This is a genomic window from Catenulispora sp. GP43 (assembly GCF_041260665.1).
GTDB lineage: Bacteria > Actinomycetota > Actinomycetes > Streptomycetales > Catenulisporaceae > Catenulispora.
In genome coordinates, this window is the sequence record NZ_JBGCCT010000003.1 from 592,812 (window position 1) to 605,781 (window position 12,970).

12 protein-coding genes are annotated in these 12,970 nt (G+C 71.2%); 9 read left to right on the forward strand and 3 right to left on the reverse strand.

What is annotated here, in order from left to right; genetic code table 11:
• Window positions 1-8 precede the first annotated feature (8 nt).
• Window positions 9-2,588 carry a bifunctional FO biosynthesis protein CofGH gene (locus ABH926_RS10030; protein ID WP_370365127.1) on the forward strand — a complete coding sequence of 860 codons (2,580 nt, stop codon included), beginning with the start codon at window positions 9-11 and terminating at the stop codon, window positions 2,586-2,588.
• A 19-nt stretch (window positions 2,589-2,607) separates the two neighbouring features.
• Here ABH926_RS10030 and ABH926_RS10035 read toward each other — a convergent pair whose 3' ends face one another.
• Window positions 2,608-3,195, reverse strand: a complete 588-nt coding sequence (locus tag ABH926_RS10035; protein ID WP_370365128.1) for a hypothetical protein — start codon at window positions 3,193-3,195, stop codon at window positions 2,608-2,610.
• A 105-nt stretch (window positions 3,196-3,300) separates the two neighbouring features.
• Here ABH926_RS10035 and ABH926_RS10040 point away from each other — a divergent pair, with 105 nt between their 5' ends.
• Both ABH926_RS10040 and ABH926_RS10045 read left to right on the forward strand, forming a co-directional pair.
• Window positions 3,301-3,810, forward strand: coding sequence for a SigE family RNA polymerase sigma factor (locus tag ABH926_RS10040; protein ID WP_370365129.1), 510 nt, complete (start codon window positions 3,301-3,303; stop codon window positions 3,808-3,810).
• Window positions 3,807-4,595 carry a hypothetical protein gene (locus ABH926_RS10045; RefSeq protein WP_370365130.1) on the forward strand — a complete coding sequence of 263 codons (789 nt, stop codon included), beginning with the start codon at window positions 3,807-3,809 and terminating at the stop codon, window positions 4,593-4,595. The genes ABH926_RS10040 and ABH926_RS10045 overlap by 4 nt, the downstream gene beginning before the upstream one ends.
• A 9-nt stretch (window positions 4,596-4,604) precedes the next feature.
• On the opposite strand, the gene ABH926_RS10050 is transcribed toward ABH926_RS10045, so the two are convergent.
• Complete coding sequence (locus ABH926_RS10050; protein WP_370365131.1) at window positions 4,605-6,137, reverse strand: FadD3 family acyl-CoA ligase; 1,533 nt, start codon at window positions 6,135-6,137, stop codon at window positions 4,605-4,607.
• Window positions 6,138-6,251: 114 nt separating this feature from the next.
• Here ABH926_RS10050 and ABH926_RS10055 point away from each other — a divergent pair, with 114 nt between their 5' ends.
• Genes ABH926_RS10055 through ABH926_RS10065 form a run of 3 tightly spaced genes read left to right on the forward strand, consistent with a single transcriptional unit; the run spans window position 6,252 to window position 8,665 of the window.
• Window positions 6,252-7,409, forward strand: a complete 1,158-nt coding sequence (locus tag ABH926_RS10055) for a lipid-transfer protein (RefSeq protein WP_370365132.1) — start codon at window positions 6,252-6,254, stop codon at window positions 7,407-7,409.
• A gap of 31 nt (window positions 7,410-7,440) precedes the next feature.
• Window positions 7,441-7,881, forward strand: a complete 441-nt coding sequence (locus tag ABH926_RS10060) for a Zn-ribbon domain-containing OB-fold protein (protein ID WP_370365133.1) — start codon at window positions 7,441-7,443, stop codon at window positions 7,879-7,881.
• A complete protein-coding gene (locus ABH926_RS10065) occupies window positions 7,874-8,665 on the forward strand; it encodes an enoyl-CoA hydratase/isomerase family protein (protein ID WP_370365134.1) in 792 nt (263 codons plus the stop codon). Before ABH926_RS10060 ends, ABH926_RS10065 begins: the two co-directional genes overlap by 8 nt.
• Before the next feature lie 418 nt (window positions 8,666-9,083).
• On the opposite strand, the gene ABH926_RS10070 is transcribed toward ABH926_RS10065, so the two are convergent.
• Window positions 9,084-9,698 (reverse strand): hypothetical protein, encoded by a 615-nt coding sequence (locus tag ABH926_RS10070; RefSeq protein WP_370365135.1) that lies wholly within the window; start codon window positions 9,696-9,698, stop codon window positions 9,084-9,086.
• A gap of 120 nt (window positions 9,699-9,818) precedes the next feature.
• On the opposite strand from ABH926_RS10070, the gene ABH926_RS10075 reads away from it, so the two are divergent.
• From ABH926_RS10075 to ABH926_RS10085, 3 genes are all read left to right on the forward strand, one after another.
• Entirely contained in the window at window positions 9,819-10,586 is a 768-nt protein-coding gene (locus tag ABH926_RS10075; protein ID WP_370365136.1) for an SDR family oxidoreductase, read from the forward strand.
• A gap of 81 nt (window positions 10,587-10,667) precedes the next feature.
• The gene (locus ABH926_RS10080; RefSeq protein ID WP_370365137.1) at window positions 10,668-11,321 is read left to right on the forward strand and encodes a TetR family transcriptional regulator; all 654 of its coding nucleotides are present in this window, start codon (window positions 10,668-10,670) and stop codon (window positions 11,319-11,321) included.
• A 101-nt stretch (window positions 11,322-11,422) separates the two neighbouring features.
• Window positions 11,423-12,931 carry a class I adenylate-forming enzyme family protein gene (locus ABH926_RS10085; protein WP_370365138.1) on the forward strand — a complete coding sequence of 503 codons (1,509 nt, stop codon included), beginning with the start codon at window positions 11,423-11,425 and terminating at the stop codon, window positions 12,929-12,931.
• Window positions 12,932-12,970 lie beyond the last annotated feature (39 nt).

The following is a 12,970-nucleotide window of genomic DNA, read 5'->3' on the forward strand; positions in this document are numbered from 1 at the left end:
GAACTGGAATGACGATGCACCCCACCGCCAATGCGATGCGCCGTGCCCTGCACCGGGCGGGTGAGGGAGTCGCGCTCAGCGCCGAGGAGGCGACGGTCCTGCTCGCCGCGCGCGGCGCCGACCTGGACGCGCTGTGCTCCGTCGCCTCGCGCCTGCGGGACCAGGGCCTGGAGGCGGCCGGCCGCCCGGGGGTGGTCACCTACTCGCGCAAGGTGTTCATCCCCCTGACCCGCCTGTGCCGGGACCGGTGTCACTACTGCACCTTCGTCACGGTCCCCGGCCGCCTGGACTCGCTGTACCTGTCCCCCGACGAGGTGCTGGACATCGCGGCGAAGGGCGCGGCGCTGGGCTGCAAGGAAGCCCTGTTCACGCTGGGCGACCGGCCCGAGGACCGGTGGCCGCAGGCCAAGGAGTGGCTGGACGCGCACGGGTACGACTCGACGCTGGACTATGTGCGGGCCATGTCGATCCGGGTGCTGGAGGAGACCGGGCTGCTGCCGCATCTCAACCCGGGCGTCCTGTCCTGGTCCGACTTCCAGCGGCTCAAGCCGGTGGCCCCGTCGATGGGGATGATGCTGGAGACCACGGCCACCCGGCTGTGGTCCGAGCCTGGTGGGCCGCACTACGGATCCCCGGACAAGGAACCCGCGGTGCGGCTCCGGGTATTGGAGGACGCGGGCCGCTCTTCGGTTCCCTTCACCACCGGAATTCTCATCGGGATCGGCGAGACGCTGGAGGAGCGCGCCGACTCGATCTTCGCGATGCGCAAGGTCGCCCGGACGTATCGCGGCGTCCAGGAGATCATCATCCAGAACTTCCGGGCCAAGCCGGCCACGGCGATGATGAACACCCCGGACGCCGACCTGGAAGAGCTCGCGGCGACGATCGCCACGGCACGCGTCGTCCTCGGCCCCTCCGTCCGGATCCAGGCGCCGCCGAACCTGGTGGACGCCGAGTACGCGCTGATGCTGCGCGCCGGGATCGACGACTGGGGCGGCGTGTCGCCGCTGACCGCCGACCACGTCAACCCCGAGCGTCCCTGGCCGGCCATCGACGAACTCGCCGCGCAGTCCGCCACGGCCGGCTTCACGTTGAAGGAACGGCTGACCATCTACCCCGAGTACGTGCTGCGGGGCGAGCCGTGGCTGGACCCGCGGATCATGCCGCACGTGCAGGCGCTGGCCGATCCCGAGACCGGGATGGCGGTCGAGGGGCGCATCCCGACCGGGATCCGGTGGCAGGAGCCCGACGGGGGGTGGGACGCCTCCAGCGGGCGCACCGACCTGCACGCGTCCATCGACACCGACGGTCGCACCGGCGACCGCCGCTCGGACTTCTCGGACGTCTACGGCGACTGGGACGAGCTGCGGGAGCACGCTTCGCGCACGTCTGTCGACCACAGCGCCGGTGCCCCGGAGCGCATCGACGCGGCGCTGAAGACGGCGCTCGCGGCGGCCGAGCGCGACCCCGGGAACCTGTCGGACGCCGACGCGCTGGCCCTGATCCACGCCGACGGCCCCGCGCTGGACGCCTTGGCCGCCCTGGCCGACGGCCTGCGGCGGGACGCGGTCGGCGACGAGGTGACGTACATCGTCAACCGGAACATCAACTTCACCAACGTCTGTTACACCGGCTGCCGCTTCTGCGCCTTCGCCCAGCGGCGCACGGATGCCGACGCCTACACGCTGTCGGTGTCCGAGGTCGGCGACCGCGCCGCGGCCGCCTGGCAAGTCGGCGCCACGGAGATCTGCATGCAGGGCGGCATCCACCCCGACCTGCCGGGCACCGCGTACTTCGACCTGGCCGCCGAGATCAAGCGCCGGGTCCCGGACCTGCACCTGCACGCGTACTCGCCGATGGAGATCATCAACGGCGTCTCCCGCACCGGCATGTCCATCCGCGAATTCCTCACGGCGGCCAAGGAGGCGGGCGTCGACTCCCTGCCCGGCACCGCCGCCGAGATCCTCGACGACGACGTCCGCTGGGTCCTCACCAAGGGCAAGCTGCCGGCCGCGCAGTGGATCGAGGTGGTCACCACCGCGCACCAGGTCGGCATCCCGACCACCTCGACGATGATGTACGGGCACGTCGACAACCCGGCGCACTGGGTCGCGCACCTGCGCGTCCTGGCACGCATCCAGGACGAGACCGGCGGCTTCACCGAATTCGTGCCGCTGCCCTTCGTCCACTCCAACGCCCCGGTCTACCTGGCCGGCATCGCCCGGCCCGGTCCCACGCTGCGCGACAACCGCGCCGTCCACGCGATGGCCCGCGTCATGCTGCACGGCCGGATCAAGAACATCCAGACCTCGTGGGTGAAGCTCGGGACGGACAACAGCCGTCTGATGCTCGCCGGCGGCGTCAACGACATGGGCGGCACGCTCATGGAGGAGACGATCTCGCGCATGGCCGGCAGCGAGTACGGCTCTGCCAAGGGGATCGCCGAACTGGAGGAGATCTGCGCTCCGCTGGGTCGGCCCACCCGGCAGCGCTCGACGCTGTACGGCGAGGTGCCGGCCGAGCGGATCCAGGCCGCGCGCGAGGCTGATTCGCGCGGGCTGCTGCGGACGATGCTGCCGCTGGCTTAGGGGCGGGCGGGCCCGGCGTCTACCCGAACTTCGCCGGGAACTCGTAGGGCACGAACGGCACATCCCGCCCCACGTTCAGCTGCACCATCGTGTGATCCTTCAGCGCGACCTTCCGCGGGTCGCCGTCATAGCGCTTCCCGTCCACCCACACCGTCACGTCCCCCTGCGCCGGCCCGACCTCGTGCCGGTCCAGGGGCTGTCCCCACAGGTCGAAGAACTCGCCGAGATCGAAGTCGTGCGGCTTCGGCGCCTCCTCGTGGATCACGCCGGACTCGTCGTGCGTGTGCAGCCAGTAGAAGCCCCTCGCCGCGGTGATGTTCGGGTCGGACTCGGTCGGGTCCAGGACCACCGGCCGCAGCACCCCCACGCCGGCCGGGACCCACTGCTCCATGCCGTCGATGTACAGCGTCAGGTGCGAGTGCACGTGGTAGCCGCCGCTGACCATCGGTCCGGCGGGGATGCCGTCCACCGGCTTGCCGTCCAGGACGGCGGCGGGGACCAGGACCGGCGGGTCGTCGACGATCTCGTCGGCGGCGGCCAGGGGTGTGCCGCAGACAGCGAGGAACAGGGTGGCGGCGAAGGCGGCGGCGCGGTGCGGCGTGCTCATAGGATCATGACCGTTCTATGGCGGTGTGACATAGATTGAGAGTATTCATACTCCTCCGGCGGAGGCGGAGGTAAACAGATCGTCACTCGAAAGCGTGAAAGGGTCGTGGACCGAGGATCCGAGGATTTCGCAGCCTTCTACGAACGCCACCGCGACCCCTGCTTCCGGGCCGTGCTGGCCTCCGTCGGCGACCGGCACCTGGCCGAGGAGCTGACGGCCGAGGCCTTCGCCCGGGCGTGGGGGCACTGGCGCAAGGTCGCCAAGCACCCCGCGCCGGCGGCGTGGGTGGTGCGCACCGCGCTGAACACGCACATCTCGTGGTGGCGTCGGCGCCGGCGCGAGGTGGCGTGGGACGGCGCGGCCGAGGACCGGAGCGGACCGGCCGACGACGATGCGACCGCCGTCGACCTGGCCATCCGGAACGCCTTGCGCAAGCTGCCCACGCGGCAGCGCGAAGTGGTCGTGCTGCGGGTCTTCCTCGATCTGGACACCCGGGGCACGGCTGCCGCGCTCGGCGTCGCCCCCGGCACCGTCCAGGCCCACCTCCACCGCGCGCTGAAGGCGCTGCGGGCGGAGCTCGAAGACACCACCGAGCGGGAGGACATCACGCGATGACCACAGACGACTTCGACACCATCGGCCCCGGCGACGAGGAGCTGCTCGCCGGCCTGCACCGGTCCGTGGCCGGCGCGACGCTGGCCGTCGGCACCGCCGACGTGGTGGCGCTCGGCCGCCGCACCCGCAACCGGCACCGCGCCGTGGCGGCCGGGATCGGGACGAGCGCGGCGGCGATCGTCGCGGCGATCGGCGTGCTGGCGCCGTCGGCGAGCACCGGCACCGGCACCGGCACCGGCACTGGCACCGGCACCGGGACCCAGCCCGCGGTGAACGCGCTGCCGCAGAAGGCTGTCACTCCCGGTGCCGAAAGGGTCGTGACCACCCCCGACACCGAGAAGACCGCCACCACGCCCGGCGCTGTCCAGACCCTGAATATCCAGGAGACCGGGTTCTCCCTGGAGGAGAAGGCGGATGGCACAGTCCATCTGACCATCACGCAGATCATCGACCCGGCGGTCATCCAGTCCGTGTTGGAGAAGGCCGGAGTCCCCGCGGTCGTCCTGGTCCAGCAGGTCCCGCAAGGGTGGGACATGACCAAGGGCATCGAGTGCACGCCGGACCCCGGGGTGGTCGACGCCGGAGCGATCGGCGGGAAGGCTTTCCAGATCCTTCCGCCCTACGGCACCAAGTTTGTGATCGACAAGGCCGCCATCCCGGCCGGGGACTACATGACGGTGATGCAGTTCCAGTCCCACGGCCGGCAGATGGGGACCCAGTTCGGGCTGAAGGTCGGCCGGCAGACGACCTGCGTGCCCCGCTACAACAATGAGGCCGGTCAGTGACCCTCCGCCTCACCGCAGCTCGCGCTTGAGCACCTTGCCCAGCGAACTGCGCGGGAACGCCTCGACCAGCTCCACGTGCCGCGGCACCTTGTAGTTGGCGAGGCGTTCCCGGGCGTACGCGATCAGCTCCTCCGGCTCGACTCGCTGCCCCGGCACCGCGATCACGAACGCCTTCCCCACCTCCCCGAGCCGCTGGTCCGGCACTCCCACGACCGCCGCCTCCCGCACACCGGGGAACGCCAGCAGCACCTGCTCGATCTCCGCCGGATAGGCGTTGAAGCCGCCGCAGATGAACATGTCCTTGATCCGGTCGGTGATCCGCAGGTTCCCCGCCTCGTCCAGGTCCCCGACGTCCCCGGTGCGCAGCCAGCCGTCGCCGTCGATCGCTTCCGCGGTGGCCGTCTCGTCCTCGAAATAGCCGCGCATCACGTTGTAGCCGCGCACCAGGATCTCCCCGGTGCCCTCGGCGATCCGCACCTCGACCCCGTCGATCGGCCGGCCCGAGGTGCGCGCGACGACCTCCGGGGCGTCCCCGTCGCGGCACATCGTCACCACGCCGGTGGCCTCGGTCAGGCCGTAGGCGGTGATCACGGTCGACAGGCCGAGCGTGTCCCGCATCTGCTCGACCAGCTCCACCGGGATCACCGCCGCGCCGGTGGCCGCCGCCCGCAGCGAGCCGAGATCGTGCTTCGCCAGGTCCGGGTGCGCCAGCATCATCTGGTAGACCGCCGGCGCCGCCGGGAACACCGTGATCCGCTCCCGCTCGATCGTCTCGAACAGCGCCTCGGTGTCGAAGGACGGCAGCGGGACCATCGTCGCCCCGCGCATCAGACAGGCCAGGATCCCGGCCTTGTAGCCGAAGGTGTGCGAGAACGGGTTCGCGATCAGATAGCGGTCCCCGGCGCGCAGGCCGACGATGTCCGACCACTGCTGGAAGGCGCGCGTGCTCTGGCCGTGCGTGGTCAGGACGCCCTTCGGGGCGCCGGTCGTGCCCGAGGTGAAGAACAGGTCGCCGGGCGAATCAGGGCTCAGGGACGCCGCCGCCTCGTCGAACGCCGAGGCCGACACCTTCATCCCCGGCGCCCGGAACTGCCGGCGGGACACCACCGGGGGCAGGCCGCCGTCGGTGAAGGCGGTCATCACCTCCAGGTTAGGCAGCTCGTCGCGGATCGCCTTCAGCTCCCCGACGTAGTCCACGCCCAGGAACTCGCCGGCCGCCGCGACCAGCCTGGTCCGGGACTTGCGCAGGATGTGCCCGGCCTCGGCCGCCTTCAGCCGGGTGTTGAGCGGGACCAGGACGGCGCCGACCGAGACCGCGCCGAGCGCCGTCACGATCCACTCCGCCGAGTTCGGGGCCCACACCGCCACCCGGTCGCCGGGCCGTACACCCCAGGCGATCATCGCCCGGCCCGTCTGCCTCACCCGGGAGGCGAGGTCCGCGAACGTCAGGCGTTGTGCGCCGTCGACCACCGCCTCCCGTTCGCCGTGTTCTTCGGCGGCTCGTGCCACCAGGTCCGGGATCGTCGTCTCGCCGTGGTCCACCGTCGTGTCCTCACCAGGAAGAGATGGCTCTGGCACCGTGCCGGGGCCCATGATAGGCAGATATCTGACGTAGCGTCAGATTGACTGTGTCCAATTTTCAAAACAAGGGGTTGCATGACTCCGACACCTTTGAAGGACCGGGCCGCCATCGTCGGCATCGGCCAGACCGAGTTCGCCAAACACCTCGAGCCCTCGGAGAAGGCGCTCGCCTGCCGGGCCATCGCGATGGCGCTGGACGACGCCGGCATCGCCGCGCACGAGGTGGACGCCTTCGCCGCCTACACGATGGAGGCGACCGACGAGGTCGAGATCGCCAAGGCGGTCGGCGCCGGGGACGTCACCTTCTTCTCCCGGGTGGGTTTCGGCGGGGGCGGTTCGTGCGCCACGATCGGCCACCTGGCGATGGCCATCGCGACCGGTCAGGCGAGCGTGGGCGTCGCGTGGCGGTCCCGCAAGCGCGGCAGCGGCCCGCGGCCGTGGACCGACACCGTGAACCAGCTGGCCACCCCGGCGCAGTGGACCCGGCCCTTCGGGCTGCTGCGGCCGGTCGACGAGATCGCCGTCCTGGCCCGCCGCTACATGCACGAGTACGGCCTCACCCGCGAGCAGCTCGGTGCGGTGGCGATCGCCTGCCGCAATCGCGCCAACGCCAACCCGGCGGCGATCATGTACGACCGCCCGCTGACCATGGACGACTATCTCAATGCCCGGATGATTTCCGATCCGCTGTGCCTGTTCGACAACTGCCTGGAGACCGACGGCGCGCTGGCGGTCGTCATGGTGTCGGCCGAGCGCGCCCGGGACTGCCGGCAGCCGCCGGTCCACGTCCACGCTTTCGGCCAGGGCCTGCCGGCCCAGCACCACGGCATGGTCAACTACTGGAACGACGACCCGCTGGCCGGCCCGTCGTGGATCGCCGCGAAACACCTGTGGAAGCACTCGGACTTCGGTCCCGCCGACGTCGACGTGGCGCAGATTTACGACGCCTTCACCCCGCTGATCCCGTTGTCCCTGGAGGGATACGGCTTCTGCGGCAAAGGCGAGGGCGGGGCCTTCGCCGACGACGGCGGCCTGGAACTCGGCGGGCGGCTGCCGATCAACACCTCCGGCGGGGGCCTGTCGGAGGCGTACGTCCACGGCTTCAACCTGATCAACGAGGGCGTGCGCCAGCTGCGCGGCACCTCCACCAACCAGGTCGCCGGGGCCTCGACATGCCTGGTCACCGCGGGCGAAGCTGTACCGACGTCGGCCGTCCTGCTGCGCCGGGACTGACTACACCGAAGGCCGGAGGGGATCACCCGAAATGCTCAAACCGCTTGTCGACGACGACGGCGCGCCGTACTTCGAGTACGCGGCCAAGGGCGAACTGCGGATGCAGACGTGCGCGAACTGCGGCGAGGTGCTGTTCCCGCCGCGGCCGATGTGCCCCAGATGCCAGAGCACCGAGTTCGAGTGGAAGCTGATGTCCGGCCGCGGGCACGTGTGGTCCTTCGCGGTGCCGCGTCCGCCCCTGCTGCCGGACTACGCGGCGTTCGCGCCGTATCCGGTGGTGGTCGTGGAGCTGGAAGAGGACCGGCGGCTGCGGCTGGTCGGGAACCTGGTCGCGAGTGAGGACGCCGGGGCCGGGTTGGAGGCACAGCTCGCCTCGGTCGATCCGGCCACGATCGAGATCGGGCAGCCGGTGCGCGCGGTGTTCCGGCAGATCGAGGGACTCTTCGTGGCGGCCTGGACGCCGGATGAGTGATCTGGACTTCAGTACCCTCCTCTACGAGGAGCGCGACGGCGTCGCCTGGGTGACGCTGAACCGCCCGGAGCGGCACAACGCCTTCGATCTGGCGATGGCCGCCGAATTCCACAGGCTGTGGAAAACGTTGCGGCACCGCGACTCGGTGCGCTGCGTGGTGCTGACCGGCAGCGGCGACAAGGCCTTCTGCACCGGGATCGACCGGGACACGGTGGTGCCGCAGCCCTCGTCGCCGTACATGGTCGACGACCCCGGCGTGGCGCTCGGGCCCAAGAGCGCCGACCTGTGGAAGCCGGTCGTCGCCGCGGTCAACGGCATGGCCTGCGGCGGCGCCTTCTATCTGCTCGGCGAGTGCGAGTTCCTGATCGCGGCCGAACACGCGACGTTCTTCGACCCGCACGTCACCTACGGCATGGTGATGGCCTACGAGGCCGTGCACCTCGCGCAGCGCATGCCGCACGGAGAATTGGCGCGCCTGGCGCTGCTGGGCACCGCCGAACGGATGACGGCGCGCCGCGCGTACGAGATCGGCTTCGTCAGCGAGGTGGTGCCGGACCGCGCGGCCCTGTTGGCGGCGGCCGACCGGGCGGCGCGGACCATCGCCGAGTGCGAGCCGTCGGCGATCGAGGGCACGGTGCGTGCCGTGTGGGCGGCCCGCGAGATGGCCAAGAGCCAGGCCCTCGGACTGGCCCCGCACCTGGTGCAGCTGGGCAACCTGGACGCGCGGCGGCAGGCGGAGCTGTTCGCGGCGCGGGCCAAGGGCGGCGGCTGGCGGGCGCGGTGAGGTGCGCGGGCTGTTGGCCGGGGCCGCGACGGTCGGCGAGGACCGGGCCAGGTCGCTATGCGCTCGCCGCCGTGCTCGCGGCATCCGTTCGGGCCGCCAACCTTTCGCTGCTAGAGCGAAACGCTGGCTGGATTCGAGCCCTGACTCATAATCTGCTGTGCGCAGTCAAGGGCGTGGGTGGCCGCGGGATCGGCACCCACATCCCGGCCGACGATCCCCCCGGGTCAGCCGGGATCGCGGCTGGAGCCGTGTCGGGCTCCAGCCGCTTCCACGTGTCCTGAATCAAGGCATGGTCAACGACGCCCTCAAGGCGCTACCTTCTACGCACGCCCGGCAGGTCCGGGCCCGCCCTGAACGGCGACGGCGGCCGGGTCATCCCGCCGACCCGGCCGCCTTCGCCGTGGGGGTGCCGCGCCGGTCAGGCCGGCAGCCGCATCGAGTCCGCCGGCGAGGCGCCCGGCGGTGCGGACGCCGCCGCCGATGCCGCCGATGTCGCCGACGACACCCCCGATGTCGCGGAGGCCTCGGGGGCCGAGTGCGGCACCGACACCTGCATTGGTACCGCGACCTGCATTGGTACAGCCACCGGCACCGGCATCGGTACCGCCGCCGGCAGGACCGTCGCCATCGGCACCGCCACCGGCAGGTTCAGCGGCGTGGCGGTCCGCGGCGGCCGCAGGCTGCGGCTCGGCTCGGCGGAGCCGCCCGGCGCCGACAGCCCGCAGGTGCTCTCGCCGTTCGGCGGCGGCGCCTGGCCGTAGATGCGCGGCTGGTGCTGGGCCGCCCGGCTCAGCGCGGCGGCCAGCCGCCGGGCCGCCGTCGGGCTGATGCGGCCCACGGTGACCATCGGCCGGCCGTACACGTTGACGTCGCCCCGCAGGCGCGGGATCTCCCCGGCGAGCCCGAGGGCCGCCAGGGCCGAGCGCAACAGTTCCGTGGCCTCGATGGCCTCGGCCCACGCCAGGCCTAAGAAGGGTTCGTCGTCCCCGCTTTCGGCGGGGTCGAGCTGGGGTTCCGCGGCGAATTCGCCCATCGTCGTCATCTCCTCCGGACTGTGCAAGAGTCGACAGCGTCGTTTTGTTACGGTCAATCGACCACACGGGTGAAATCGAAGCGCTTCCCAGTAAAACCCGCCTCTGATACACACAGTCGTGTGACGTCGTTCACCGGAAGGGTCGCCGTCGTCACCGGCGGGACCAAGGGCATCGGACGGGCCGTCGCGGCGCGTTTCGAGGCGGCCGGGGCCACCGTGGTGACCCTGGCGCGCACCGAGCCGGCGCAGGCCGTCGGCCGCTTCATCGCCGCCGATCTGGCCTCCTCGGCCGACATCGCCGCGGCCTTCAAGACCATCGCCGCCGAGTTCGGCCGGGTCGACGTGCTCGTCAACAACGCCGGCGGCGCGCGGCCGGGCCGGGCGCTGGACTACCCCGAGGCCGCGGCGCGGGCAGCCTTCGATCTCAATGTGCTGGGGGTCCTGTACGCCGCGCAGTGCATGTACCCCCTGACGCCCGAGCACGGCGGCGCCTCCATCGTGAACATCGGCTCGGTGGCCGGGACCCGGCCCAGCCCCGGCACGGCCGTCTACGGCGCCGCCAAGGCCGCCCTGGCCTCGCTCACCAAGAGCCTGGCCCTGGAGTGGGCGCCGCGGGTCCGGGTGAACTGCGTCGTCCCGGGGCCGGTGCTCACCGAGTCGCTCACCGCGTACTACGGCGGGCCCGAAGCCGCGGCACTGGTCGGGCAGGGGCTGCCGATGGGGCGCATGGCCGAGCCAGGGGACATCGCCGCGGCCTGTCTGTACCTGGCATCCGACGAGGCCGCGCAGGTTTCCGGCGCGGAACTGCTTGTGCACGGCGGCGGCGAGGCGCCGCGGTTCAACCGCGAGTCCGGCGCGGCCGGACCCGCACCGGCGGGCGGGAAGTGACCGGCATGATAACGAATCCCGATCTTGGGCGATCACCGAGGTATGGCCTGGTAAGGGGTCCGGACCGCCTAAACTGACACCATGACAGCTCAGCAAGTGCGCACCGTCGACGGGCGGATCGCGGGCAAGCGCGGCCAGGCCACCCGGGCCCGGCTGCTGGAGTGCCTCGGCGAGATGCTCGTCTCCCAGCCGTACCGCTCGATCACGGTGATCGACGTGGCCCGGTTGGCCGGCACCTCCCCGGCCACGTTCTACCAGTACTTCCCGGACATCGAGTCGGCGATCATCGAGATCGCCAACGACATGGCCAAGGACGGCGCGCACCTGAAGGAGCTCGCGGACGGCCGCACCTGGTCCGGCAAGGCCGGCATGCTGGCCGCCGAGGCGCTGGTGGACGGGTTCCTGGAGTTCTGGAACGAGCACGAGGCGATCCTGCGGGTGGTCGACCTGGCCACCGCCGAGGGCGACAAGCGCTTCCACAAGATCCGTATGAAGATCCTGAACAATGTCACCATCTCGCTGGCCGACGCCATCACCGAACTGCAGTCCGCGGGCAAGGCCGACGCGGTGATGCCGCCGACCGCCACCGCCGGCGCGCTGGTGGCCATGCTGGCCTCGATCTCGGCGCACCAGCGGGTCTTCGAGGCCTGGAGCATCAAGCTGGCCGAGCTGCGCGCGGCCATGATCGGGCTGGTCTTCATGGGAATCACGCAGAAGAAGCCCGTCGCGGTATAGCGCCGATCCGGACGCGCGCGGCGTGGCACTGGATTAGCTCCCTGAGGACGGGGAAACTCTGACCCCGAGTCAGATCGGTACCCATCCCTCAGGGAGCTCCGATGACCTTCCTCGCCCTCGCCGTCCGCAAAGCCGCCCGGGACCACGGTCCGGCCACCGCTCTGGTGGCCGGGCGCGGCCCGCTCTCCTTGACCTTCCAGCAGCTCAACGCGGCCTCCGAAGCCATGGCGGCCCGCCTGGCGGTGCGCGGCATCGGCCAGGGCCAGGTCGCCGCGCTGCTGTTGCCCGCCTCGCTGGACTACGTCGTCGCCTACTGCGCGCTGGCCAAGGTCGGCGCCGTCACCGCCGGGGTCGGCGCGCACTACTCCCCGTCCGAGCGGCAGGCGATGCTGGAGCGCGTCCGGCCCGACGTCGTCATCGGCACAGAGGAGTTACTGACCGGGCGCCTGCCCGACGCGCAGATCATCCCGGTCCGGCAGGCCGAAGACCGGCGCGAGTTCGCGGCCGGGCTGCCGATGCTGGGCCGCGAGCGGGTGCGGACCGCGCCCAGCGCGCGCTCGCACGACGATCCGGAGACCATCGTCTTCACCTCCGGGACCTCGGGTCTGCCGAAGGGCGCGCTGTTCGGCGCGAAGCAGATCGCCGCGATAGCCGAGGCGGACAACCGCGCGCAGACCGCGCCGATGCCGCTGCTGGTCGCCACCGGCCTGAACCACGTCGGCTTCATGACCAAGCTCGCCGGGCACCTGCTGGCCGGTAACCGGCTGCACATCCTGTCGCGCTGGCGGGCCCGCGAGGCGCTGGAACTGATCTGTGGCGAAGGCGTGCCGGTGATAGGAGGCGTCGCGGCTCAGGTGGCGCTGTTGCTGCGGGTCCCCGGGCTCGCCGGCTACCGGACCGATGACATCAGAGCCCTGGTTATAGGCGGCGGCCCATCGCCGGCCGAGTTGGTGCGCAAGGCCCGGGACGCGTTCGGCGCGGCTTACTCGATCCGTTACTCCTCCACGGAATCCGGCGGCCTCGGTACCCTGACGGCCTTCGACGCGCCCGACGAAGAACTCTTCAACACCGTCGGCCGGCCCCGCGCGGATACCGCGATCTCGTTACGTGACGACGAGGACAAGGAAGTCCTGACCGGCGAGACCGGCGAGGTCTGGATCCGCTCGGCCTCGGTGATGTCGGAGTACTGGCGCGATCCGGCCGCCACGCGCGCGGCGCTCACCCCGGACGGCTGGCTGCGCACCGGGGATCTGGGCCTGCTCGACGACGCCGGCTGCCTGCGCCTGGCCGGACGCCGGGACGACATGTTCATCCGCGGCGGCTACAACGTGTATCCCCAAGAGGTGGAAGCCGTCCTGCAGGAACACTCCGCGGTGAGCGAGGTCGCGGTGGTCCCGAGGCCCGACGCGGTCATGGGCCAGGCCGGCGTGGCCTTCGTGGTGCCGCGCGATCCGGCCGCGCCGCCGACGGTGGAGGAGCTGCGGCTGTTCGCCAGGTCCCGGCTGGCCAAGCACAAGCTCCCCGAGGAGGTCCGCGTCGTCCCGAGCCTGCCGCTGACCGCCGGGCAGAAGGTGGATCGTTCGGCATTGCGAAAGCGGATCGGCTCCTGACGAACAAATCCGTGTGAACGCAAGATCTCTTGCCTGTTA

What these genes read in the sequence shown, in the direction of transcription:
- ABH926_RS10030 (WP_370365127.1), top strand. Translation starts at nt 9, where the DNA reads ATGACGATGCACCCCACCGCCAATGCGATGCGCCGTGCCCTGCACCGG.
- ABH926_RS10035 (WP_370365128.1), bottom strand. Translation starts at nt 3,195, where the DNA reads ATGAGCACGCCGCACCGCGCCGCCGCCTTCGCCGCCACCCTGTTCCTC.
- ABH926_RS10045 (WP_370365130.1), top strand. Translation starts at nt 3,807, where the DNA reads ATGACCACAGACGACTTCGACACCATCGGCCCCGGCGACGAGGAGCTG.
- ABH926_RS10055 (WP_370365132.1), top strand. Translation starts at nt 6,252, where the DNA reads ATGACTCCGACACCTTTGAAGGACCGGGCCGCCATCGTCGGCATCGGC.
- ABH926_RS10060 (WP_370365133.1), top strand. Translation starts at nt 7,441, where the DNA reads ATGCTCAAACCGCTTGTCGACGACGACGGCGCGCCGTACTTCGAGTAC.
- ABH926_RS10065 (WP_370365134.1), top strand. Translation starts at nt 7,874, where the DNA reads ATGAGTGATCTGGACTTCAGTACCCTCCTCTACGAGGAGCGCGACGGC.
- ABH926_RS10070 (WP_370365135.1), bottom strand. Translation starts at nt 9,698, where the DNA reads ATGGGCGAATTCGCCGCGGAACCCCAGCTCGACCCCGCCGAAAGCGGG.
- ABH926_RS10080 (WP_370365137.1), top strand. Translation starts at nt 10,668, where the DNA reads ATGACAGCTCAGCAAGTGCGCACCGTCGACGGGCGGATCGCGGGCAAG.
- ABH926_RS10085 (WP_370365138.1), top strand. Translation starts at nt 11,423, where the DNA reads ATGACCTTCCTCGCCCTCGCCGTCCGCAAAGCCGCCCGGGACCACGGT.